This is a genomic window from Paraburkholderia sp. IW21 (genome assembly GCF_041321145.1).
Classification (GTDB): domain Bacteria; phylum Pseudomonadota; class Gammaproteobacteria; order Burkholderiales; family Burkholderiaceae; genus Paraburkholderia.
This window is the reverse complement of record NZ_JBGGWA010000011.1, coordinates 1-23,733: the sequence shown is the minus strand read 5'-3', so window position 1 is coordinate 23,733 and position 23,733 is coordinate 1. Positions and strand designations below refer to the sequence as shown.

Annotated in this window: 21 protein-coding genes; 13 read left to right on the top strand and 8 right to left on the bottom strand. The window is 63.5% G+C overall.

Translation table 11 applies throughout. From position 1 onward, the window contains the following. Nucleotides 1-165: 165 nt before the first annotated feature. On the bottom strand, nucleotides 166-942 hold the full coding sequence (locus tag ACAX43_RS24090) for an SDR family oxidoreductase (RefSeq protein ID WP_370710919.1): 777 nt from the start codon (nucleotides 940-942) through the stop codon (nucleotides 166-168). A 186-nt stretch (nucleotides 943-1,128) separates the two neighbouring features. Here ACAX43_RS24090 and ACAX43_RS24085 point away from each other — a divergent pair, with 186 nt between their 5' ends. Beyond that, entirely contained in the window at nucleotides 1,129-2,802 is a 1,674-nt protein-coding gene (locus tag ACAX43_RS24085) for an electron transfer flavoprotein-ubiquinone oxidoreductase (RefSeq protein WP_370710918.1), read from the top strand. Nucleotides 2,803-2,948: 146 nt separating this feature from the next. Here the strand turns inward: ACAX43_RS24085 and ACAX43_RS24080 are convergent, their stop codons facing one another. The 4 genes from ACAX43_RS24080 to ACAX43_RS24065 form a co-directional block, all read right to left on the bottom strand. Next, nucleotides 2,949-4,424, bottom strand: coding sequence for a tetratricopeptide repeat protein (locus ACAX43_RS24080; RefSeq protein WP_370710917.1), 1,476 nt, complete (start codon nucleotides 4,422-4,424; stop codon nucleotides 2,949-2,951). Between the two features lie 53 nt (nucleotides 4,425-4,477). Then, a complete protein-coding gene (gene aroC, locus ACAX43_RS24075; protein WP_370710916.1) occupies nucleotides 4,478-5,578 on the bottom strand; it encodes a chorismate synthase in 1,101 nt (366 codons plus the stop codon). Nucleotides 5,579-5,720: 142 nt separating this feature from the next. After that, nucleotides 5,721-7,658 carry an MFS transporter gene (locus tag ACAX43_RS24070; RefSeq protein ID WP_370710915.1) on the bottom strand — a complete coding sequence of 646 codons (1,938 nt, stop codon included), beginning with the start codon at nucleotides 7,656-7,658 and terminating at the stop codon, nucleotides 5,721-5,723. A 137-nt stretch (nucleotides 7,659-7,795) separates the two neighbouring features. After that, nucleotides 7,796-8,257 carry a CBS domain-containing protein gene (locus ACAX43_RS24065; protein WP_370710914.1) on the bottom strand — a complete coding sequence of 154 codons (462 nt, stop codon included), beginning with the start codon at nucleotides 8,255-8,257 and terminating at the stop codon, nucleotides 7,796-7,798. 240 nt (nucleotides 8,258-8,497) lie between these two features. On the opposite strand from ACAX43_RS24065, the gene ACAX43_RS24060 reads away from it, so the two are divergent. The 3 genes from ACAX43_RS24060 to ACAX43_RS24050 all read left to right on the top strand — a co-directional run bounded on the left by ACAX43_RS24060 (nucleotide 8,498) and on the right by ACAX43_RS24050 (nucleotide 11,278). After that, entirely contained in the window at nucleotides 8,498-9,928 is a 1,431-nt protein-coding gene (locus ACAX43_RS24060; protein WP_370710913.1) for an O-acetylhomoserine aminocarboxypropyltransferase, read from the top strand. Then, on the top strand, nucleotides 9,925-10,758 hold the full coding sequence (locus ACAX43_RS24055; RefSeq protein WP_370710912.1) for an alpha/beta fold hydrolase: 834 nt from the start codon (nucleotides 9,925-9,927) through the stop codon (nucleotides 10,756-10,758). The genes ACAX43_RS24060 and ACAX43_RS24055 overlap by 4 nt, the downstream gene beginning before the upstream one ends. A 199-nt stretch (nucleotides 10,759-10,957) precedes the next feature. Then, nucleotides 10,958-11,278 carry an Mpo1-like protein gene (locus ACAX43_RS24050; protein ID WP_012433756.1) on the top strand — a complete coding sequence of 107 codons (321 nt, stop codon included), beginning with the start codon at nucleotides 10,958-10,960 and terminating at the stop codon, nucleotides 11,276-11,278. Between the two features lie 130 nt (nucleotides 11,279-11,408). Here ACAX43_RS24050 and ACAX43_RS24045 read toward each other — a convergent pair whose 3' ends face one another. Then, nucleotides 11,409-12,722 carry a YihY family inner membrane protein gene (locus tag ACAX43_RS24045; protein ID WP_370710911.1) on the bottom strand — a complete coding sequence of 438 codons (1,314 nt, stop codon included), beginning with the start codon at nucleotides 12,720-12,722 and terminating at the stop codon, nucleotides 11,409-11,411. Between the two features lie 121 nt (nucleotides 12,723-12,843). Here ACAX43_RS24045 and wrbA point away from each other — a divergent pair, with 121 nt between their 5' ends. From wrbA to ACAX43_RS24020, 5 genes are all read left to right on the top strand, one after another. Continuing rightward, complete coding sequence (gene wrbA / locus ACAX43_RS24040) at nucleotides 12,844-13,446, top strand: NAD(P)H:quinone oxidoreductase (RefSeq protein ID WP_370710910.1); 603 nt, start codon at nucleotides 12,844-12,846, stop codon at nucleotides 13,444-13,446. A gap of 86 nt (nucleotides 13,447-13,532) precedes the next feature. Next, a complete protein-coding gene (locus tag ACAX43_RS24035) occupies nucleotides 13,533-13,937 on the top strand; it encodes a DUF2069 domain-containing protein (RefSeq protein ID WP_370711129.1) in 405 nt (134 codons plus the stop codon). A 51-nt stretch (nucleotides 13,938-13,988) separates the two neighbouring features. Beyond that, the gene (locus ACAX43_RS24030; protein ID WP_370710909.1) at nucleotides 13,989-15,407 is read left to right on the top strand and encodes an FAD-binding oxidoreductase; all 1,419 of its coding nucleotides are present in this window, start codon (nucleotides 13,989-13,991) and stop codon (nucleotides 15,405-15,407) included. A gap of 51 nt (nucleotides 15,408-15,458) precedes the next feature. Continuing rightward, nucleotides 15,459-16,265: a metallophosphoesterase gene (locus tag ACAX43_RS24025; protein WP_370710908.1), complete on the top strand. Its 807-nt coding sequence runs from the start codon at nucleotides 15,459-15,461 to the stop codon at nucleotides 16,263-16,265. A 144-nt stretch (nucleotides 16,266-16,409) separates the two neighbouring features. Continuing rightward, the gene (locus ACAX43_RS24020) at nucleotides 16,410-17,129 is read left to right on the top strand and encodes an SOS response-associated peptidase (RefSeq protein ID WP_370710907.1); all 720 of its coding nucleotides are present in this window, start codon (nucleotides 16,410-16,412) and stop codon (nucleotides 17,127-17,129) included. 86 nt (nucleotides 17,130-17,215) lie between these two features. On the opposite strand, the gene ACAX43_RS24015 is transcribed toward ACAX43_RS24020, so the two are convergent. Both ACAX43_RS24015 and ACAX43_RS24010 read right to left on the bottom strand, forming a co-directional pair. Beyond that, nucleotides 17,216-17,374 (bottom strand): hypothetical protein, encoded by a 159-nt coding sequence (locus ACAX43_RS24015; protein WP_370710906.1) that lies wholly within the window; start codon nucleotides 17,372-17,374, stop codon nucleotides 17,216-17,218. Nucleotides 17,375-17,585: 211 nt separating this feature from the next. After that, nucleotides 17,586-18,524: a LysR family transcriptional regulator gene (locus ACAX43_RS24010; protein ID WP_370710905.1), complete on the bottom strand. Its 939-nt coding sequence runs from the start codon at nucleotides 18,522-18,524 to the stop codon at nucleotides 17,586-17,588. 169 nt (nucleotides 18,525-18,693) lie between these two features. On the opposite strand from ACAX43_RS24010, the gene ACAX43_RS24005 reads away from it, so the two are divergent. The 4 genes from ACAX43_RS24005 to ACAX43_RS23990 are packed head-to-tail and all read left to right on the top strand — an operon-like array spanning nucleotide 18,694 to nucleotide 23,530. After that, complete coding sequence (locus tag ACAX43_RS24005) at nucleotides 18,694-20,244, top strand: efflux transporter outer membrane subunit (RefSeq protein WP_370710904.1); 1,551 nt, start codon at nucleotides 18,694-18,696, stop codon at nucleotides 20,242-20,244. An 11-nt stretch (nucleotides 20,245-20,255) separates the two neighbouring features. After that, the gene (locus tag ACAX43_RS24000; protein ID WP_370710903.1) at nucleotides 20,256-22,466 is read left to right on the top strand and encodes an FUSC family protein; all 2,211 of its coding nucleotides are present in this window, start codon (nucleotides 20,256-20,258) and stop codon (nucleotides 22,464-22,466) included. Next, nucleotides 22,456-22,656, top strand: a complete 201-nt coding sequence (locus ACAX43_RS23995; protein ID WP_063496755.1) for a DUF1656 domain-containing protein — start codon at nucleotides 22,456-22,458, stop codon at nucleotides 22,654-22,656. Before ACAX43_RS24000 ends, ACAX43_RS23995 begins: the two co-directional genes overlap by 11 nt. Before the next feature lie 13 nt (nucleotides 22,657-22,669). Then, nucleotides 22,670-23,530, top strand: coding sequence for an efflux RND transporter periplasmic adaptor subunit (locus ACAX43_RS23990; RefSeq protein WP_370710902.1), 861 nt, complete (start codon nucleotides 22,670-22,672; stop codon nucleotides 23,528-23,530). Nucleotides 23,531-23,733: the final 203 nt, after the last annotated feature.

The window sequence follows — 23,733 nt, the reverse complement described above, 5'->3', positions numbered from 1 at the left end:
CGCGGGTCAGCGCAGAAATGACAGCCAAGATAACGCGGGCCTTCCCTCGGCAGAAGCCCGCTGCGCGTAAAACAGTTTCTTCGATCTAGAGGCAATTCGACGCCGTACTCATCCAATGCGCCGCAAAATCGCACAAAGCAGTCCAACGACAGCGCCAGGCCGCGTTCAGGCGAGCCCGAACCCATCGTCGGCGGCGATCACCGAACCGTTGATAAACTGCGATTCGTCCGCCGCCAGCAGGAGCAGCAGTCCGTCCAGGTCCTCCGGTTTGCCGACGCGATGACGCGGCAACATCGATACCAGTTTCTGTCCCTGCTCGGTCGACCAGTGATGATGGTTGATCTCGGTATCGATATAGCCCGGGCAGATCGCGTTCACGTTGATGCCGTGCCTGCCCCACTCCAGCGCCATGGCTTTCGTCATATGGACGACGGCCGCCTTGCTCATCGAATACAGGCCGATCTGCGGCAGGACGCGCAAGCCCGCCACCGACGCGATATTGATGATCCGGTACGACGGCTTCTGCGCGCCATTGCCGCGCATGATCATGCGTTTGGCGACCTCCTGGGCGACGAAGAACGCGCCGCGCGTGTTCGTATCGAACACATATTCGAAGTCGGCCGGCGTGACCTCCGAAAGCTTCTGCGTGGTCGACACGCCCGAATTGTTCACCAGTATGTCGATCGTGCCCGCCTCGGTTTCCGCGTGGGCGACGGCTGACTTGATGCTCTGATAATCCGTAACGTCGAGCGAAACGACGTGCGCCGCGCCGCCGGAGGCTTCGATTTCGGCGCGCAATTCCTTCAGACGCTCGGTGCGACGGCTTGCCAGCACGACCTTGGCGCCCGCCTGCGACAACACTTGAGCAAAGCGCTTCCCCAACCCGCTCGAGGCGCCAGTGATCAGCGCGACCTTGCCTTCCAGATTGATCGAACGGCCCATTGTCGTTCCTTGTTCGGTTGGTGTTACAGATGCGGTTGACGGGTACGGTAAGACCGTCGCTGCGGGTCATACCGTATCACATAAATAGAACGATCGTGCTAATCTCTGTTCATTTGGTTGCAGTGCGGGAATCGATCGCCCACAATACGATCCCGAAAAAGCATTCTAACGGTAAGAGGAGCATCAATGACCCCCGCAAGTCTCATTGAGCAGTACGGCCCGCGCGAGTCGATGGAATACGACGTGGTGATCGTCGGCGGCGGCCCGGCTGGCCTGTCCGCGGCGATCCGCCTGAAGCAGCTGGCGGCGGAAAAAGGCGTCGAGCTTGGCGTGTGCGTACTGGAAAAAGGCTCGGAGATCGGGGCGCATATCCTGTCGGGCGCGGTGATGGATCCACGCGCCATCACCGAGCTGATCCCCGACTGGAAGGAAAAAGGCGCGCCGCTGACGGTCGACGTGACCGAAGACCGCTTCCTGTTCCTGACCGAAACCGGTTCGAAGAGCGTGCCGACCTGGGCGCTGCCGGACAACTTCAAGAACCACGGCAACTACGTGATCAGCCTCGCGAACGTGACGCGCTGGCTCGGTCAGCAGGCGGAAGCCGCGGGTGTCGAGATTTTCCCGGGCTTTCCGGCCGCTGAAATCCTCTACAACGACGACGGCTCGGTCAAAGGTGTTGCCACCGGCAACCTGGGCATCGGCAAGGATGGCGAGCCGACCGAAAACTTCCAGCTCGGCATGGAGTTGCACGCCAAGTACACGTTGTTCTGCGAAGGCGCGCGTGGGCATCTGGGCCGTCAACTGAACGACAGGTTCAAACTACGCGAAGGCGTCGATCCGCAGGTCTACGGCATCGGCATCAAGGAACTGTGGGAAATCGATCCGGGCAAGCACAAGCCGGGTCTGGTGATGCATACGGCCGGCTGGCCTCTGCAGAGCGACACGTACGGCGGCTCGTTCCTCTATCACATGGATAACAACCAGGTGGTGGTGGGCTTCGTGGTCGGCCTTGGCTACACCAACCCGTACCTGTCGCCGTTCGAGGAGTTCCAGCGCTACAAGACGCACCCCGCGATCCGCGCGTTTCTGGACGGCGGCAAGCGCGTGTCGTATGGCGCGCGGGCGATTACCGCGGGCGGCCTGATGTCGTTGCCGAAGCTTGTGTTCCCGGGTGGCGCGCTGGTGGGCGACGACGCGGGCTTCCTGAACGCGTCGCGGATCAAAGGTTCGCACGCGGCGATCAAGACCGGCATGCTGGCTGCCGATGCGGCATTCGATGCCGTGCAGGCGGGCCGTCAGGCGGATGAGCTGACGGCGTATCCGGAGTCGTTCAAGACTTCGTGGCTGCACACCGAGTTGCATCGTGCGCGCAATTTCAAGCAGTGGATGAGCAAGGGCCTGTACCTCGGGACGTTGATGGTCGGCGTCGAGCAGAAGCTGCTGGGTGGCAACGTGCCCTGGACGCTGCATCATCAGCACTCCGATCATGAAATGCTCAAGCCCGCATCGCAGTGCCAGCCGATTGTTTATCCGAAGCCGGATGGGAAGCTGACATTTGATCGCCTGTCGTCGGTGTTCATTTCCAACACCAATCATGAAGAGAACCAGCCGGCTCACCTGACGCTGAAAGATCCTTCGGTGCCGGTGAATGTGAACTGGCAGACGTATGCCGGTCCGGAAGCGCGTTATTGCCCGGCCGCGGTTTATGAGTTCGTCAAGAACGCTGATGGCAGCGAGAGGCTGGTGATCAACGCGCAGAATTGCGTCCACTGCAAGACGTGCGATATCAAGGACCCGACCCAGAACATCGTTTGGGTGACGCCAGAGGGTGGTGGCGGTCCCAACTATCCGAATATGTGACTGGTTTTTTGTTTGCCGTGCGCGGCGCTTCTTTGTCTATCCGCGTGCGGCACGCAGACAAAAATGCGCCGGGCAGGCAAAAGATGAAGGAAGAGGCAATGGACGAAGGCGTACCCCCAATGCCAATGCCAACGCGCTAAAAAACCTCAAACACTCCGCATCGTTTCGATCCGCTCTCGCACTTTAGCCAGCACCGGCGCCCACGCGCCGACGCCAGGCTGTCGAAACAGCTCGATAGAATCGTACCAAGCCGTAGTTTGCGCTTCATCACCCCAAAACCATGCCGACACATGATCGATCATCAGACACGTCGGCACGCCGAGCGCCCCCGCCAAATGCGCGGGCCCGCTATCAATCGTGACGATCAGATCGAGATTCGACAGCAACGCAGCGACATCGTCGAATCCGGACCGAAAATGGTGGGTTAAATCGACAACGTCGAGACCGTTAGCCCGCCACAGCGCTACCGTTTCGCTCCGCCCCGGCGACAACGCAAAATAGGTCACGCCGGGCACGCTCAACAGCGGCTCGAGTAGTTCGACGGGCACCGACCGCCGCAGGTCGCGGATGTGGTCAGGATTTCCGTTCCACACCAAACCAACTTTGCGATTGCCCGGTTTGCCGGCTGTGTGCGCTTCTACTCGCTCGCGCCACGCCTGCACACGCGCGGGCTCGGCGCTCAGATACGGCGCCCCCCACCCCGTTGCATCGAAGACGCCAAGCCGCAGCGGCAAGCTCATCAATCCGCAATGGAAATCAGGCTGCGTCTCGAGGCTTGTTTCGAGCGGCAAGTCGGCAGGCAGCATCCGTTCGAACAAATGCCGCAACGGTCCATCGTGACCGAAAATCACCCGGCCACCCTCGCGCCTCGCCTGCTCGGCCAGCAGTGGCAGGAAGCGCACCGCCCACAGGCAGTCGCCGTTGCCTTGTTCGCCATACACGATCAGCGTTTTGCCTGCCAGCGATTCACCCTGCCAATGCGCGCTGATTGCGGCGAGCGCATGCTGGGCGCTATTCAGATCGTCGCCGAACGCGACGCGTGATTCGTAGTGCGCCCAACCTTCGGCGAAACGTCCGGTGCGAATTTCAAGTTCCGAAAGATCGAAGAGCGCGTGCGCGTTATTCGGCGACAACACCAGCACCTGCCTGAGCAACGCTTCCGCTTCGGCAAAACGCGCCTGCTCCTTGATGCACAACGCGAGCTTGTGGAGCGCCACCGGATTGCCGGGCACGACGCGCACCGCTTCGCGCAGCAGCCGCTCTGCCGTGTCGAAGTCGTCGCGCTGTTGCACGGCGGCCGCACGCCAGACCAAGGCGTTCGCGTCGTCGGCATTCTGTTCGAGAAGCAGCGTAGTGGCGGAGTCGACTAGCACCCAATCGCGCACGATGAACGCCGTCTGCGCCATCGTGTTAAGCAGTGTAGGTTCGCAGGCGGGATCGAGCTGGTAGGCGCGCACCAACGCGGCAAGCGCTTCGCGTTGGCGGGCTTTGTCGCGACCGGCGTGTTGCAGGAGCGTTTGTCCGAATGCGAGGCAGTCGGCCGCGCCGGCTTGCGGCGCGGCGGCACGCGCACGCAGGCCGGCGAGTTGGCTATCTGCTGGCTCGATGTTCGGATCGATCATTGAGACGATGCTGCGCGCGTAGTGCGGATAAGAAGGCGCTCAAAGAGCGCCCTTTACGGTGCGCTCGACGCGATCTTCGGCGTGCTCACGGCGACGTCGCCGCATTGCGCACGGTGGCGCAGCGCGTGGTCGATCAACACCAGCGCGAGCATCGATTCGGCGATCGGCGTGGCACGGATACCGACGCACGGGTCATGACGCCCGAACGTTTCGACGATTGCCGGCTGCCCTGCCTTGTCGATCGAGCGGCGCGGCGTGCGGATGCTCGAGGTCGGCTTGATCGCGATCGATACCGTGATGTCTTGCCCGGTAGAAATACCGCCAAGCACGCCGCCCGCGTGATTGCCGACGAAGCCCTCCGGGGTCAGCTCATCCCCGTGCACCGAGCCGCGTTGCGCGATGCTGGCGAAGCCCGCGCCGATCTCGACGCCCTTCACCGCGTTGATGCCCATCATGGCGTGCGCGATGTCCGCATCGAGACGGTCGAACAGCGGCTCGCCGAGCCCCACCGGCACACCGGAAGCCACGACGTTGATGCGCGCGCCGATCGAATCGCCGTCCTTGCGCAATGCGTCCATGTAGCTTTCGAGTTGCGGCACGATGTCCGCATTGGGCACGAAGAACGGGTTCTCACGCACGTGCGCCCAGTCGACGAACGGCACGTCGATCTCGCCTAGCGCCGCCATATAACCGCGGATCTCGGTACCGAACTTTTCACGCAGCCATTTCTTCGCGACCGCGCCGGCCGCCACCGTCGGCGCCGTCAGACGGGCCGACGAGCGGCCGCCGCCGCGATGGTCGCGAATGCCGTATTTCTGCCAGTAGGTGTAGTCGGCGTGACCCGGACGGAAGGTGTCGGCGATGTTGCCGTAGTCCTTGCTGCGCTGGTCCGTGTTGCGGATCAGCAGCGCGATCGGCGCGCCGGTGGTCCGGCCTTCGAACACGCCCGACAGAATCTCGACCTTGTCTTCTTCCTGACGCTGCGTGACGTGGCGCGACGTGCCGGGTTTGCGGCGGTCGAGTTCGAGCTGGATGTCCGCTTCGCCAAGCGCCATGCCCGGCGGGCAGCCGTCGATCACGCAGCCGATAGCGGGGCCGTGCGATTCGCCGAAGGTCGTGACAGTGAAAAGCGTACCGAGCGTGTTGCCGGACATGGGCGTCGTCCAAAGAAATGCGGGGAAGGCGTCATTATGCCAGCCCCAAGGGAGCCAGGGCCGGGTTGCGCGCCGGCCTATGCCTTCTGGACAAGTCGTGGGCGTGCACGGGGCCGTGCGTTGGGCGAGCAGAAACGCCGCTCTACTTCCGCGCCCCGCGCAGTTCCGTGACGATCTGCTGCAGCATCTCCGGCGTCGCCTCAGCCGGCTCGATCGGCTCACCCACTGCGAGCGTCAGCCGGCTCATCACGCCCTTCTGGATCGGCCGCGGCCAGCGGGCGTCGTTGGCGCGCGAAAACACGCTGCCCCACAGTCCGCGCAGCGCGATCGGTATCACCGGCGCCGGCGTGCGGCGGATGATCTCGATCACGCCGTGGCGGAACGGATTCATCTCGCCGGTCGTCGTGAGCTTGCCCTCCGGGAAGATGCAGACCAGTTCGCCCTCGGCAAGCGCCTGCGCGCAGCGCTCATAGGCGCGCGTCAGCAGCTCCGGATCCTGATGGGCGGGCGCAATCGGAATCGCTTTCGCCTGCCGGAACACCCAGCCGGCGAACGGCGTCTTGAAGATCTGGTGGTCCATCACGAAGCGGATCGGCCGCGGGCTCTCAGCCATGATGACGATCGCGTCGACAAAGCTCACGTGGTTGCACACCAGCACGGCCGCGCCTTCTTCCGGAAGGCGTTCGGCATGCACCAGACGAATCCGGTAGAACGTATGCACCAGCACCCAGGCTATGAACCGCAGCAAAAACTCGGGCACCAGCGAATAGATATAGGTCGCGACAACGATATTCAGCAGTGCGGTGACGAGGAAAATTGCCGGAATGCTGAAGCCCGCCGCGGTCAACCCCATCGCCATCAACGCCGAGACAATCATGAACAGCGAATTGAGAATGTTGTTCGCGGCGATGATGCGCGCCCGGTGGCTCGGCTGACTGCGGCTCTGGATCAGCGCATAGAGCGGCACGCTATAGAAGCCGCCGAACATGGCCAGCAGGAACAGATCGGCCAGCACGCGCCAATGGGCGGCCCGCGCGAGGAATTCGCCGACGCTCAGGAGATGCCCGACGGCCGGCAGCGCGTGGCTCGCGAAAAACAGATCGATTGCGAACACGCTCATGCCGATCGAGCCAAGCGGCACGAGGCCGATTTCGATGCGCCGCTTCGAGAGCTTTTCGCAGAGCAGCGAGCCGAAGCCGATGCCGATCGAGAACGTACCGAGCAGCACCGTCACGACGTCCGGGTCGGCGGACAGCACATTTTTTGCGAAGCTGAAAAACGACGACAGAAAGGTCGCGCCGACGAACCACAGCCAGGAAATCCCCAGCAGACTCAGAAACACCGTCCGGTTCTCACGCGCCAGCTTCAGGTTGCGCCACGTTTCGCTGAACGGATTCCAGTTGATGCGCAAATCGGGCTGGGGCGCAGCCGTGACAGGCACGAAGCTCGACATGAGCCGTCCTGCCAGCGCGATCGCGACGCATGCGCAGGCCAGCACCGCCGCGCCGTGCTCGACGAAACCCGCGCCCGCGCCGCCCACGATCGTGCCGATCAGGATCGCGACGAAGGTGCCCATCTCGACCATCCCGTTGCCGCCGACCAGTTCCGATTTCGACAGATGCTGCGGCAGGTACGAATACTTGACCGGTCCGAACACAGTGGAATGGACGCCCATCAGAAACGTGCACAGATACAGCAGCGGTGCGCTATGCAGCCAGAAGCCCGCGCCGCCGATCAGCATGACGGCGATTTCGAAGCTCTTGACGAAGCGCGTGAGCATCGCCTTGTCGTACTTGTCGGCGATCTGGCCGGAGGTGGCCGACAGCAGTACGAAAGGCAGAATGAAGATCGCCGAGATCAGGAACGCCGCCGTTTTCGGATCGACACCGGAAAAGCGCGCCGCCTGATACGTCACCAGCGAGGTGAAGCCGATCTTGAAGACGTTGTCGTTCATCGCGCCGAGGAACTGGGTCCAGAAAAACGGCGCGAAGCGGCGCTGCCCGAGCAGGCGGAACTGGGATTCGCGCGCCTCGATAGTACGGGCGGCACGACGGGCGGCGGGTAACGGACGATCGCTCATGAAGTTCGTAGAACGGGCCAGGAGAGCAACAAAGTAGAAAGGGCGGGGCACAAAAAAAGCGCACGCTTTCGCGCGCGCCTTGACCGCATATTCAGACTCACAGCAACGGTTCGAGCGCCGCGGTGAGCCACCGCGCGTTAGCGCGCCGGATGCTGTTCCTGCTGTTCTTCCGGCCAGTCGCGGATATACGCCTTGAGCATGCGGTTTTCGAAGCCCTGCTCTTCCACCACCGCTTTCGCGACGTCGTAGAACGAGATCACGCCCATCAGCGTGCGGCTTTCCATCACCGGCAAATAGCGCACGTGGTGTTCGAGCATCATGCGGCGGACTTCGTTGACGTCCGTTTCGGGCGTGCAGGTAAGGGGATGGTCGTCCATCAACTTGCGGATCGTGGAGGTGCCGAGGCTGCCGCCGTGCTTGCTCAAAGTCAGAATAATTTCGCGAAACGTCAGCATGCCGACGAGGTCGCCGTATTCCATCACGACCAGCGAGCCGATATCGTGCTCGGCCATTGTATTGACGGCGTCGTGCAGCATGGTATCCGGCGTGACCGTGAAAAGGGTGTTGCCTTTGACTTTAAGAATGTCGCTGACTCGCATGATCTGTCTCCCGTGATACCGCTAAGCTGATAACGCCTGAATGACTTTCGATCCTAGCGGAAAGGCCCATAAAAGGAAAGCGGGCCGCCCACCAAGGCGCAACGGGCGTTCGCACGCCGCGCCCGGGCGCAATTCCGGCTGCGCGCATCGGGAAAACCGCGCTTGAAGCGATTTACGCCAGTGATAGGATGGCTGCCACTTTCACCTTTCGCGAGGCCGTTCGTGGCCTTGCCGCCCAGGATGTCCGCCAACCGATTCGATACGCTTGCGCTGCACGCCGGCGCCGCGCCCGACCCCACCACCGGCGCGCGCGCCACCCCTATTTACCAGACTACCTCGTTTTCGTTCCGCGACTCTGACCACGCTGCGGCGCTCTTTAATATGGAGCGCGCCGGCCACGTCTATTCGCGTATCTCGAATCCGACCGTGGCCGTGTTCGAGGAACGCGTTGCCGCGCTGGAAAATGGCGCGGGCGCGATCGGCACGGCCAGCGGCCAGGCTGCCTTGCATCTGGCGATCGCCACCCTGATGGGCGCAGGCGCCCATATCGTCGCCTCCAGCGCACTGTATGGCGGCTCGCACAGCCTGCTGCACTACACGCTGCGGCGCTTCGGCATCGAGACGACCTTCGTCAAGCCGGGCGACCTCGACGCGTGGCGCGCCGCGCTGCGCCCAAACACGCGTCTGCTGTTCGGCGAGACGCTCGGCAATCCCGGCCTCGACGTGCTCGATATCGCCGCGGTGGCGCAGATCGCGCATGAGCACCGCGTGCCGCTGCTGGTCGACTCGACTTTCACCACGCCCTACCTGCTCAAGCCGTTCGAGCACGGCGCCGACTTCGTCTATCACTCGGCGACCAAATTCCTCGGCGGCCACGGCACTACGATCGGCGGCGTACTTGTGGACGGCGGCACGTTCGATTTCGACGCATCGGGCCGCTTCCCCGAATTCACGGAGCCTTACGAGGGCTTTCACGGCATGGTGTTCACCGAGGAAAGCACCGTCGCGCCGTTCCTGTTGCGCGCGCGGCGTGAGGGCCTACGCGACTTCGGCGCGTGTTTGCATCCACAGGCCGCCTGGCAACTCCTGCAGGGTATCGAGACGCTGCCGCTGCGCATGGAACGGCATGTCGCGAATACTCGCCGCGTGGTCGAATTCCTGGCCGGCCATGCTGCCGTCGAAGCCGTCGCCTACCCTGAGCTGCCGACGCATCCGGACCATGCGCTCGCGAAGCGTCTGTTGCCGCGCGGCGCGGGCGCAGTGTTCAGCTTCAACCTGCGTGGCGACCGCGCCGCCGGACGCAGCTTCATCGAAGCGCTGTCGCTGTTCTCACATCTCGCGAACGTCGGCGACGCCCGCTCGCTGGTGATCCATCCTGCATCGACGACGCACTTTCGCATGGACGCCGCCGCGCTCGCCGCAGCCGGCATCGCCGAAGGCACGATCCGCCTGTCGATCGGCCTTGAAGATCCCGACGATCTGATCGACGACCTCAAGCGCGCGCTGAAAGCCGCGCAGAAAACGCGCGGGTCAACCGCACCCAGAAGCGGGCCGTCCGGTTCATCTAGCGCGGCCCAAAGCGGCCCCTCCAGTTCACCCGCTACGCCTGCCCACAGCAGCCCGTCGGGCCCGTCTGCCGATGCCGCCAAACCCCGCCCGGAGTCCGCATGATCCTCACCGTTCAAGGCAAATCCGCCTACGCCTACACCGGCGGCAAACCATTCGACGCCAGCCTGCCGACCGCCGTGTTCATCCACGGCGCCGAGCACGACCATAGCGTGTGGGCATTGCAAACGCGTTACTTCGCGCATCACGGCTTTGGCGTACTGGCGGTCGATCTGCCCGGACATTGCCGCAGCGACGGCCCGGCGCTCACCACCGTGGCGGCGATGGCGGACTGGCTGGCCGCCCTGCTCGACGCCGCCGGCGTACAGCGCGTGTTCGTGGCCGGCCACAGCATGGGCTCGCTGATCGCGCTCGACTTCGCCGGCCGCTACCCGGAACGCGTGACGCACCTCGCCCTGCTCGCCACCGCCGTGCCCATGACCGTTTCCGACGCCTTGCTGGACGCCGCCCTGCATCGCGAGCCCGACGCGATCGGCATGGTCAATCAATGGTCGCATTCGACACTTGCCGCCAAGCCATCGTGCCCGGGCCCCGGCTTCTGGCTGCACGGCATGAACCAGCGACTGATGGAGCGTGTCTCGGCGAGCGGCGAGCCGCACCTGTTTCACACCGACTTCACTGCCTGCAATACCTACGCGGACGGTCTCTCGCGCGCCGCTCAGGTGCGTTGCCCGACGCGGCTGGTGGTCGGCCGGCGCGATGCGATGACGCCGCCGCGCGCGGCTAGGGCGCTCGCCGACGCACTCGCGCAAGCCGGCGTACCGGTTGAGACGGTCACGCTCGAAGCCGGCCACGCACTGATGACCGAGCAGCCCGATGCCACCCTCGACGCGCTGTTCAGCTTCGCCTCGACGTCCACAAACGCCGTTCAGTAGTCACTGCGAGTCGCCACGATAGCCGCTCAAACCCATGCGCGCCATCGGCCGAATGGCCAGGTTGCGCGCATGGCCCGATAGCCGCACAATGGGTCAAGCCTGTCCTGTTTCGAGCACGCGTCAAGCATGTCGGCGCGCGGCGAAGCAACCTGGGAGCGACAGGCACGGAATCGAGTAGCGTCGAAATTCGGAGGTCGTGATGGCTCAAACCGCGCACACCGATCACTTCGCAAGCTTCGCGGAGTTCTATCCGTACTATCTGAGCGAGCATCGCAACACGGTATCGCGGCGGCTGCATTTCGTGGGTTCGCTCGGCGTGATCGGCTGTCTCGCCATGGCGCTCGCCACCGGCGACTGGCTATGGCTGCCGGCCGCCGTGATCTGCGGATATGGCTTTGCCTGGGTCGGGCATTTCTTCTTCGAGAAGAACCGGCCGGCAACCTTCCGGCATCCGCTCTACAGCCTGATGGGCGACTGGGTGATGTTCAAGGACATCTGCGTCGGCAAGATTTCGCTGTAGGTTTGTCGGCGCGTTGGCGTTGGTTCGCCCCCGCTTTGCGCCGTCATTTCCGTCTTCGCGTTGAGGCAGTTTTCCTGGCGCATCAGGCGGCCTGAAACGGCATTCGTATCGCACCAGTCTCACTGCGCTTTCAGGCTGCCTGATGCGGCATTGAAGCAGTACCCCGCTCGCTTTCCTGCGCGCGCGCTGCCCGCGCGGCAGCACGCGCCGCCAGCAGCGCGGCGAGCGTCACTTTCAGCTTGTCGTTTTCGAGCGCCGTCAGAAGCGCGCCGCCATCCACACGCGTAGAGTCCAGTTCGAGTTGATATTCGAGCTCCGCGTGGTCGATCACGAAAAGGTCGAAGAGGCGCTCAACCGTGATCTGCGCCGGATTCGCCAGCAGCAGGAAGTGCGGACGCATGCCGTCTTCATGCAAGCGCGCGATCCACTCGATCTCCTCGAGCTTTTGCAGCAGGTTGATCGTGGTGTCCATGTCACGGCGAAGCATCCGCGAGAGCTCGGGCACCGTGTAGCCACGCTTGCCGGCGTCGCGCGCTTCCGAGAGCCGCGCGAGCAGTTCGAGCGAGTCGAACAGATTGCTGCCCTCGAAAGTCGGCCGATGAAACTGGCCAATGCGGATCGCCGGCAACGCCGACGCGATCATCGCGCCGGCCAGCGCGATGAACCAGCATAAGTACATCCACAGCAGGAACAGCGGGACCGCGGCAAATGCCCCGTACACCGCGGTGTAGGTGGGAATGCGGCGCACGTAATAGCCGAAGCCGCGTTTGGAGAGCTCGAAGGCGATCGCAGCCGTAATCCCGCCGATCACCGCGTCACGCCATTCCACGCGGCAGTTCGGCAAAAACACGTAAAGCATCGTGAAGGCGAGCGCTGTCAAGGGCAGCGAGGCGCCGGTAAGCGCCCAGTCGATCACCGGCGGAATATGTTGAGCGCCCGCGAACGCCATGGACCGCGTGAACAGGTAGGATGAAATCGACAGGCTCACGCCGATCAGAATCGGACCGAGGGTGATGATCGCCCAGTAGACCAGAATGCGCTGCGCGATCGGCCGCGCCTTGCGCACCCGCCAGATCACGTTGAAGGCGGACTCCACGGTCATCATCGTCATCACGGCGGTGACGAACAGAAAGATCATGCCGATGGTCGTGAGGCCCTTGGCCTTCGAAGCAAACTGATTCAGATAATTGAAAATCTGACTGTTGAGCTGCGCAGGCATCAGATGATCGGCAAGAAAGATCTGCAACGACATCTGAAACGAACTGAAAATCGGAAACGCGGTGAACAGCGCAAACGCCACCGTGGCGAGCGGCACGAGCGCGAGCATGGTCGTGAACGTGAGACTGCCGGCCACCTGCGGAATACGGTCTTCGCTACTTCGGTTCGCGGCGAACTGCGCGAGCCGTTTGAGCGTGTCGAGATCGAAACGCACCCTGGACAACAAACCCCACCTCCTTGCTTCGTGAACCGGTGTTGCAGGACCGTGCGCGGGGCCTGGCCGAATGGCTATGGATGGCCTGTGCAGCGGACCCAGCCCCTATAATACCCGTTCACCGATGAGGCCTATGAAAGACATTCTCGTGCTCTATTACAGCCGTCACGGCGCCACGCGCGAGCTTGCGCTGGCGATCGCGCACGGCGTCGACAGCGTCCCCGGCACGCAGGCGCGCGTGCGCACCGTGCCGGCGGTTTCCACTGTCTGCGAAGCAACCCAGCCGGATATTCCCGCTGAAGGCCCGCCTTACGTCGAACTGCGCGACCTCGAAGAATGCGCCGGTCTCGCGCTCGGTTCGCCCACCCGTTTCGGCAACATGGCCGCGTCGCTCAAATACTTTCTCGACGGCACTACGCCGCAGTGGCTCTCGGGTGCGCTGTCCGGCAAGCCGGCCTGCGTGTTTACATCCACCGGCAGTCTGCACGGCGGCCAGGAGTCCACTTTGCTGTCCATGATGCTGCCGCTTCTGCATCACGGCATGCTGATCGTCGGCATTCCGTACACCGAGAGCGCGCTCTCCACCACGCAAACCGGCGGCACGCCATACGGCGCGTCGCACTTCGCGCGCGCGGGCTCGGCCGAGCAAGGCATCTCCGCCGACGAGCGAACGCTCGCCATCGCGCTGGGTGCACGCGTCGCGCGCACGGCGGCGTCCATGAGCGAGCGGCCGTGAGCGAGCCGCATGCCCCAAAGACCGTGAGCGGCCACAACGCGCCACCAACCGGCACGTCGGCGGCAAACGTCGCGGCAAATGCGTCCATGGCCACAACCGCCATGCCTGTTCGGCACAAAACTGCGTTTGCCCTCGGCGCCACAGCCGCGTTGCTCGCGCTGATCGTCTTGTCCGTCGCGTGGGAATGGTGGCTCGCCCCGTTGCGATCCGGCGGCTCGGCGTTAGTGCTAAAAGCCGTGCCGTTGCTGCTCGCGCTGCCCGGCGTCTGGCGGCACCGGCTTTACACGCTGCAGTGGGCGTCGATGTTGATCCTGCTGTATTTTGCCGAGGGCATCGTCCGCGGGTGGAGCGACCACGGTTTGAGCGCCCGTCTCGGCTGGCTGGAAACCGCGCTCGCCGTGGTTTTTTTCGTCTGCGCGCTGGCGTACGTCGCGCCTTTCAAGCGCGCGGCAAAACGAGCCGCAAAGCAGGCCAAGGCGAACGCCTCGTGAGAACAACGCGCCCGGCCTAACATTTCCGCCCGAACACGCTGACCGACCAACATGACCCACGCCGCTTTCCTCACCGCCTGCCGCGATGCCATCGGCGCCGCCCAGGTGCTGACCGACCCGCACGACACCACGTCCTATCTCAGCGACTGGCGCCGCCGCTACACCGGCGCGGCCTGCGCGGTGCTCTGCCCGGCCACGCCTGACGAAGTCGCGGCACTCGTCAAACTTGCCGTCGAGCATCGCATCGCGCTGGTGCCGCAAGGCGGCAACACCGGCCTCGCCGGCGGCGCCACACCGGATGCCAGCGGCGAGCAAGCAGTCATCAGCCTGCGCCGTCTGAATCGCGTGCGCGACATCGATCCGCACAACAACACGATCACCGTCGAAGCCGGCGTCATTCTCGCCGAAGTGCAAAAGCATGCCGAACAAGCCGGTCGTCTATTCCCCTTGAGCCTCGCCGCCGAAGGCAGCTGCACGATCGGCGGCAATCTCGCCACCAACGCGGGGGGCACCGGCGTGCTGCGCTACGGCAACACGCGCGAGCTATGCCTGGGGCTCGAAGTGGTCACGCCGCAAGGCGAACTGTGGGACGGCCTGCGCGGACTGCGCAAGGACAACACCGGCTACGACCTGCGCGATCTGTTCATCGGCGCGGAAGGCACGCTCGGCATCATCACCGCAGCCGTGCTCAAGCTGCATCCGCAGCCGGCCGCGCGCGTCACGGCGCTCGCCGCGCTGGCTTCGCCGCATGCCGCACTCGATTTCCTGTCGCTTACGCAACGCATCGCCGGGCCGCTTCTGACCGGCTTCGAATTGATGTCGGATTTCTGCCTGCGGCTGGTCGGCCGGCATTTCGAGCAGATGCGCTACCCGTTCGCCCAGCCGCACGCGCAAGTGGTGCTGCTCGAATTGTCGGACAGCGAGAGCGAGGAACATGCGCGCGGACTGTTCGAGCGCCTGATGGAAACCTCGCTCGAAGAAGGCCTGGTCGAAGACGCGGTGGTCGCGGAAAACCTCACGCAGTCGCGGGCATTCTGGAATCTGCGTGAGCACATTCCGCTCGCCCAGGCTGAAGAAGGCCTGAACATCAAGCACGATATCGCAGTGCCGATTTCGCGCATCGGCCACTTCATCGAGGAAACCGATGCGGCGATCGCCCACGCGGTGCCGGGCGCGCGCATGGTCACGTTCGGCCATCTCGGCGACGGCAATCTGCATTACAACGTGCAGGCGCCCGAGGGCGTCGACGCCAAGGCATTCCTCAAGACCTTCCAGAGCCCGATCAACCAGCTCGTGTACGACAGCGTGCATCGGCATCGCGGCAGCATCAGCGCGGAACACGGGCTCGGCCAGTTGAAGATCGACGAAGCGATGCATTACAAGCAGAACGTCGAGGTGCAGTTGATGCGCGCCGTCAAACGCGCGCTTGATCCGCTGAACCTGATGAATCCGGGCAAGGTGCTACGCTAACGTCTGAAGCCTCGACCTTTCGGTACGAGGCCTATTGCAGGAGTCGTGGTCGTGAAGATTCGAGTGCTGTCCGATTTGCATCTGGAGAACGACGAACCCGAGCTGATTCCGCATGCGCAGGCGGATCTGATCGTGCTGGCCGGCGACATTCACAATCACGCGGCCGGACCGCGTTGGGCCGCGCAGACTTTCGACGGCGCCGTGCCGGTGGTCTACGTGCCCGGCAATCACGAGTACTACGACGGCGAATTCGGCGCGCTCGAAGCGGCCCTGTACGACGCGGCCGCCCAGGTCGACAACGTGTATGTGCTGAACAACGCCGCGCTGGTCGATCCGCAAGGCCGTTGGCGTGTACTCGGCACCACCTTGTGGACCGACTTCGCGTTATACGGCACGGACCCCGAAACGCTCGCCGAGTCCATCAATGCATCGCGCCGCGCGATGCTCGACTTCCGCGGCCTGATCCAGATGAACTGGCCGCACGATACTCAAGACTCGCCGCGCGACTTCACCCCTGACGATTCCCTCGCGCTGCACCGGCAGGCACGCGCGTGGCTCGAAGGCGAGCTCGCCAAACCGTTCGAGGGCAAGACGATCGTCGTCACGCACCACGCGCCGCATCGGCTGAGTCTGGCCGAGCGCTATGCGGAAGACCGCGTGTCGGCCGGTTTCGTCAATCATTTGCCGGAACTGGTGCGCGCGCCCGTCGCGCTGTGGATTCACGGCCATACGCATACGCACTTCGATTACATCGTGAACGGCACGCGCGTGGTCTGCAATCCGCGTGGCTATCTCGACCGGCGCACCCGTCAGCCGGAGAATCCGCAGTTCGCGTGGGATAAGGTCGTCGAGATCTAGCGTCCGCGGGGCGATCCCGGTAGCGAGGCGGGGCGGCATGCACTACGCTGTTGTCGTCGGCTGGCAGGCGAGCGACGCGTGACCCGGGCGCTCCGTAGCGGAAGCCGTCGCGCCGGTTCCCTCGGTTATCTCCGGAGGTCGCTCATGTGTGGTCGAATCAGCCAGTACCGCGATCCGCATCTCTATGCCCAGCACCTCGGCCTCGCCGATCCGCTGATGCTGTTCGACGCCGCCGACCGCCGCCCCGGCTACAACCTCGCACCCGGCACTCACCCGCTCGCGATTTACCCCGACCAATCGGTCCATGGCATCCACTGGGGCTATTGCCCGGATTGGGCACGCGAGCAGCATCTGCCGCAGACGATCAACGCGCGCGCGGAAACCGCGCCGCATACGCGCTACTTCAAAGACCTGTGGAAAATGGGACGGGTATTGGTGCCAGCAGACGGCTGGTTCGAATGGCGCAGGGAAGTGGCGCCCGCAACATCAAGCGGAGATAACACAACGGATGCCGACACAACGGTCCGCCAGCCCTACTTCGTGCACCTGAAAAGCGACGCACCGATGTACCTCGCGGCCTTATCGAGCGTGCGCGGCACCGAGCCACAAACGGAAGGCATGGGATTGGTGATCGTGACGGCCACGGCGGATGCGGGCCTGATCGACGTACACGACCGCCGCCCGCTGGTATTAGCGCCCGATGCGGCGCGCCGCTGGCTGGACCAGGCGCTACAGCCCGAGGAACTCGAGCAGCTCGCGCGCCGCGCCTGCGTGCCGACCGGCCGATTTCGCTGGCACCGGGTGAGTCTTGAGGTAGACCGCACGCTCAATGACGAGCCGGGTCTGATTGAAGCGCTGCATTGATCACACGGAAGACCCGCGGATCGCACTAAAGCTGACAACAGAGACCTGACAGCCCCGCGCTCAATAACGGAGCGCCATGACCAGGTTCAACGATCTCGCCGTTGTCCCTGCAAATCAGGGCGCTCCACCCTGATCGGCACCAGTTGCGGCTGCTGTTCGCGCAGGCGGCGCAACAAATCGCGCGATCCGGCGATTCCGATCAATCCAAACATGACGGCCACGCCGATCATCAGATGCGTATCCATGAATCCCTCGTCCTTCCAGTTATTGCGATTTGCCGAACGGCGGCGAATTTCACGCGTCCGGCTCAATGCCGCAGCGCATGTACGACACGTTAGCAAATCGACCGCGATGCAGAAGTAAGGAAATGTTGCGACGCGGCACTTGTGTAACAGGCTGCCATGTCGTACCTGCTTCGCATCGTCACCAAGGGTCAACCGCCCGCATGACGCTGCTTCAGCTGCGCGCGAACTGGCGCAATTCTTCCTGATCGACGGCCAGCGTGGCGGGCAGTTCGTCGCGCAAAAATTCGACCCAGGTGCGGATTTTTGCGTCCAGATACTGCCGGGACGGATACAACGCGTACAGATTCATCTCCTGCGACGTGTATTCCGGCAACAGCCACACGAGTTTGCCGCTACGCAACCCGCTGATTGCCGAGTAGATCGGAATCAGCCCGACGCCCATGCCGCTGCACGCTGCGACGGCCATCGCTTCGGCGACATTCACCTGGAAGGTGGCCGGACCCAGGGTGATCGTTTCCTCGCCATTCGGCCCGTCGAAAATCCATTTGTCGCTCGGAAACACCGGTGTGACCATTTGCAGGCAGGTGTGGCGCACGAGGTCCGAGGGTGTTTGCGGCACGCCGTGGCGCTCCAGATAAGCCGGCGACGCGCACGCAATGCTGAAGGCGCTGCCCAGCCGTTGCGACACCAGCCCCGAATCCGGCAAACCGGTTGCCAGCGTCAGCGACACGTCAAAGCCTTCGTCGAGCAGATCGGGCATGCGCTGCGCGAGCGTCAGTTCGATGTGCACGTCTGGATAGCGGTTCTGATAGCGGCCGACCGCAGGCACCACGTAGTGCTGGCCGAAGCTCGTCATCGCGTGAACCTTGAGCTTGCCGGACGGGCGCGCGTGGGCGTCGCTCGCCTCCGCTTCCGCCTGATCCACGTACGCAAGAATCTGTTCGCAGCGTTGCAGATAGCGCTCGCCGGCCTCGGTCAGCGCGATGCGGCGCGTGGTGCGGTTCAGCAGCCGCGTGCGTAGATGCGCTTCCAGATCCGAAACCGCACGCGACGCGTACGCCGTGGTCGTGTTCAGGTGCTGCGCGGCACCCGTAAAGCTGCCCGCTTCGACGACGCGGACAAATACGCGCATGTTTTGAAGCGTATCCATACTTTTCCATACAACATAGTTGCAATTGATCCGAACCGATTGTTGCACGATTCGCAAAGGCGATTGTCTCATATCGCGTAAAAATGCCTTGCATCCTTACCGGTTATTCCCCAATCAATCAAAAAATATAATGACCACCAAGCTTCTATAGTCATTCTTGGAGGAAATCGTGCAGTCTCCGGTACCGAAAGGGATCGCCGCAGCCGCGGTTTTTACGATCCTATTAACAATCGCCGGCTGTGCCAGTACCGGAGGCATCGCGCCGCAAGACCGCGGAATCGAGCCCTCGTCGCTCGACGCAGGCAACGCCATCCGGGCTGCCAACGCGGACGCCCAATGGCCGGCCGCCGACTGGTGGCGCGCCTATAACGATCCGCAGCTGAATGAGTGGATTGAAGCCGCGCAGGCGGGCAATCCGACGCTGGCCATGGCGCAGGCGCGCGTACGCGAAGCGGTGTCGATGGCGGGCGTCGCCCGTTCGGCGTTGTCGCCGCAAGTAAACGGCAGCCTGTCGATCCAGCGTCAGAAATGGGCCGACAACGTCTATTACGGCCCCGGCCCGCTGGCCGGCGAGCAGTCGTGGAACAACACCGGCACGCTGGGTCTGTCGTATCACCTCGATATCTGGGGCAAGGACAAGAACGCCGCCGAACGCGCGCTCGACGCCGCTCACGCAAGTGCGGCCGACTTCCGCGCCGCCCAGCTCGAACTGGAAGGCAATGTGGTGCGCACGTACATCGAAATGTCGATGAACTACGCGCTGCTCGACATCGCCAGGTCCACGCTGCGGCAACAGCAGCAGATCGTCGACCTGGCGAACCGGCGTCTGAAGGGTGGCATCGGCACGCAGCTCGAAGTGAGCCAGGCCGAAACACCGATGCCGGAATACGAACGCCAGATCGATGCGATCGAGGAAAAGATCGCGCTCGGCCGCAATCAATTGGCCGCGCTGGCCGGCAAGGGTCCGGGCGCGGGTGACGCGATCCAGCGTCCGACGCTCTCGCTCGACAACGCGCCCGCCGGTCTGCCGAGCGCCGTGCCCGCGGACCTGATCGGCCATCGGCCGGACGTGGTCGCCGCGCGCTGGACGGTGGCCGCGCAAGCGCGCGGCATCGACGTCGCCAAGGCCAACTTCTATCCGGACATCAACCTGCTGGCGTCGATCGGCGGGTATGCGGCAATGGGCCCGCTGTTCCAGTTCCTGAAGAACCCGTCGCATAGCTGGAGCGCGGGTCCGGCGCTGTCGCTGCCGATCTTCGAGGGCGGGCGCTTGCGCTCGCAGCTCGGCGCGGCGTCGGCAGGTTACGACGAGGCGGTCGACCGCTATAACCAGTCGATCGTCGGCGCACTGAAGGACATCGCCGATCAGGTGATCCGGATCCGTTCGCTCACGACCCAGGCGCAAGACGCCGACCGGTCGGTTGCGGCGGCTCGCAAGAACTACGACCTGTCGCGCGAAGGGTATCGACGCGGTCTGACCGACTATCTGAACGTGCTGGTCGCGCAAAGCCAGTTGTTGCGCGCGCAGGAAGGTGTCGCGAAGATTCAGGCCGAGCGCCTCGGCGCGCATGCGTCGCTGGTCACGGCTTTGGGCGGCGGTCTGGACGAACCGGCCAATGGCCCGCAGGCAAATGAGACGTTGCCGGCGCATGGGAAAGGCAAGGCGGTAGCGGCAGGGTCGACCGCCGCCGCGACCTCCCGCGCAGCCGCGGCTGAGTAAGGAAGCCGACCATGTCAGCCGCCTCCTCTCCCGCTTCACGCCCGGCGTCGTTCGCTGCGTTGTATGCAGCCGCCGCCGACTGGGCGCGTACCGACGGTCTCACGTGGGTCTATCTGTTCAAGGCGCTTGCCGCCTGCTTTCTGGCGCTCGGCATCGCGATGAAACTCGACCTGCCGCAACCGCGCACCGCCATGACCACCGTGTTCATCGTGATGCAGCCGCAAAGCGGGATGGTGTTCGCCAAGAGCTTCTACCGGATTTGCGGCACGCTGGTCGGCCTCGTCGTGATGCTCGCGTTGATCGGCCTGTTCGCGCAGCAGCCGGAATTATTCATCATCTCGACCGCGATCTGGGTCGGCATCTGCACCGCGGGTGCCGCGCGCAACCGTAATTTCAAGTCGTACGGTTTCGTGCTGGCCGGCTATACCGCCGCGCTGATCGGCATTCCGGCTTCGCAGCATCCGGACGGCGCGTTTCTGAGCGCGCTCACGCGGGTGGCCGAAGTGGTGGTCGGCATCGTCTGCGCGGGCGCCGTCAGTGGGCTGGTGTTTCCGCAGTTCGCCGGCTTGCAGATGCGCGGCACCGTGCGCGCACGGTTCTCGGCGTTCGTCGAGTATGTCTCGGCCTCTTTGGCCGGCCGCAACGACCGCGCGCAGATCGAAGCGACCAACGCGCGCTTTGTCGCCGACATCGTCGGTTTCGAAGCCGCGCGTAGTGTCGCCGTGTTCGAAGGTCCTGATTCGCGGATGCGCGGTGGACGTCTTGCGCGCCTGAACAGCGAGTTCATGACCGCGTCGACGCGCTTTCACGCGCTGCATCAGTTGATGAACCGGCTGCGCGATACGAACACGAGCGGCGCGACCGTCGCGATCGAAGCGCTGGAACCGTACTTCAAGGAAATCGCCCCGCTGCTCGCGAAGTCCGGCGAACCCGTGCTGAGCGCCGCGGATGCCGCCCACGCCGCCGCGCAACTCGACGCCTACAAAGCCGAACTGCCCAAACGGGTGCGCGCGACACGCGCCGCACTGGAAACGCTGCCGGACGCACCGCTGCTCGACTTCGACACAGCCGCCGAACTGCTGTACCGCTTCATCGACGATCTGCACGCGTACGCGGCCACGTATGCGTCGCTTGCCGTCGACACGCACGAACGCGAGCGCTGGATCGAGCGTTACGAACCGAAGACGAACGGAATGGCAGCGGGCGTCGCCGGCGTGCGCGCGGCCCTCGTCATGATGGTGCTCGGCGCGTTCTGGATCGCGACCGCGTGGCCGAGCGGCTCGACCTTGACGTTGAACGCCGCGGCAGTGTGCGCGCTGGCGTCGTCTTCGCCGAATCCGAAACGCACCGCGTTTCAGATGGCCGGCGGCACGCTGGCCGCCGCGGTGATGGGGATGATCGCCGTGTACGGCGTGTTTCCGCACATCGACGGTTTTCCGCTGCTGTGCGCCGCGCTCACGCCGTTCCTGCTGCTCGGTGTATTCATGACGACGCGCCCGGCGCTAGCGGGCTACGGCGTCGGCTACTGCATTTTCTTCTGCTTCCTCGCCGGCCCGGACAACGTGATGCATTACGATCCGAGCGGCACCCTTAACGATGCGATAGCGCTGGTGCTGTCGATGCTGGTGTCGTCGATTGCCTTTGCCGTATTGCTGCCGCCGTCGACGCCCTGGCTGCGCAACCGCCTGCTGATCGACCTGCGCCGCCAGGTGGCGCTGGCGAGCCGTGCCGGCATGAGACGGGTGCGTTCGCGCTTCGAGAGCGGCGCGCGCGATCTGATGTTCCAGATCAACGCGCTCGCGCAGAACGAGCCCGAGCTCAAACGCGACACCTTGCGCTGGCTCTTCTCGGTACTCGAAGTGGGCAACGCAGTGATCGACCTGCGCCGCGAAGTGGCCGCCCTGCCCGCCGACGCACGCTACGCGAAGTCGATGCCGTGGCGCGTCTCGCTGCGCGCGATGCGCGATGCGCTGACCACGCTATTCGAGCGGCCGCGTGCGGACCACTTCGACCGGGCGTTGTCCGCGACCGCCGACGCGATCGCCGCGGTTCAACAGATGCTGGCCACCTTCACGCCACCGCGTGAAGAGCGGCAGCAACTGCAACGTATTTTGAGTCAACTGCATTTCATTCGTACCGCGCTGCTCGATCCGCAATCACCGCTTGAACCGCTGATGAGCGGACGAACCGGCGCGTCAGAAGGAGTTCGTCATGCCACGTGACATCGCCGTTTTCGACGCCTACGTGCCGGCCATCGTGCTGCTGTTCATCGCGGGCGCCGCGCTTACCTGGGTGTTGGACCGCGTGATTGCCTATACGGGCTTGTATCGCGTGGTGTGGCATCCGTCCTTGTTCCGGGCCAGCTTGCTCGTGTGTGTGTGCGGCGTGCTGGGTCTCGCCGTTTATCGTTGATCAGAGCCGAAACATGACCATCCGAAATATTGTGGGCTTCGTCGCGACAGCCATTATTTTTATCGTCGCGATTTTGATTGGGCGCGTGTTGTGGGTTCATTACATGGATGCGCCCTGGACACGCGATGGGCGCGTGCGCGCTGAGATTGTGAATGTGGCGCCGGATGTATCGGGCGCGGTCGTCGATTTGCCTGTGAAGGACAATCAATTGGTGAAGAAAGGCGATCTGTTGATGCAGATCGATCCCTCGCACTATGCGATTGCTGTCGAACAGGCGCAGGCGGCGGTTGCGGCTCGCAAGGCCGAGTTGCAGATGAAGCGGGACGATGCGCAACGGCGTGCGGATATGGATGCGTTGGTCGTGTCCAAGGAGAGTCGTGAGAATGCCACGCACACGGCTTCTGCTGCCGAGGCTTCGTATCAGCAAGCGCTGGCTGCGCTCGATGCGGCCAAATTGAATCTCGAACGGACTCGGGTGGTTTCGCCGGTTGATGGCTATGTCACCAACCTGAATGTATTTCGCGGGGACTATGCGACTGCTGGGTCGGCCAAGCTGGCGATTGTCGATAGCCACTCATTCTGGGTTTATGGGTATTTTGAGGAGACTAAGCTTCCTCATGTTCGCATCGGCGATAAGGCTGAAGTTCGGCTGATGAGTGGTGGCACCCTGCAGGGGCACGTCGAGAGCATCTCTCGAGGGATTTATGATCGGGATAATCCGGAAAGCCGCGAGTTGCTGGCGGATGTGAATCCGACTTTTAACTGGGTCAGGTTGGCACAGCGGGTGCCTGTAAGGGTGAAGATTGATTCTGTGCCGGAGGGGGTTGTGCTTGCTGCTGGGATTACTTGTACGGTTGTTGTTAAGTCGAGCTGAGTTTTTTTTTTGCCTTCGCGGCGCTTGTTGTCTGTTTGTCTTTGGTGTTGGCCTTTCCTTGATTTGTTAGTGGTCTATTAGCGTTCCCCCTGTGCGGGGGGGCACCTACTTTTCTTTGCCGCCGCAAAGAAAAGTAGGCAAAAGAAAGCGGCTCAAACCGCTAATGCTAAGCGGCTCCCCCGGCTTGGAGGGGCCAGTGGCCC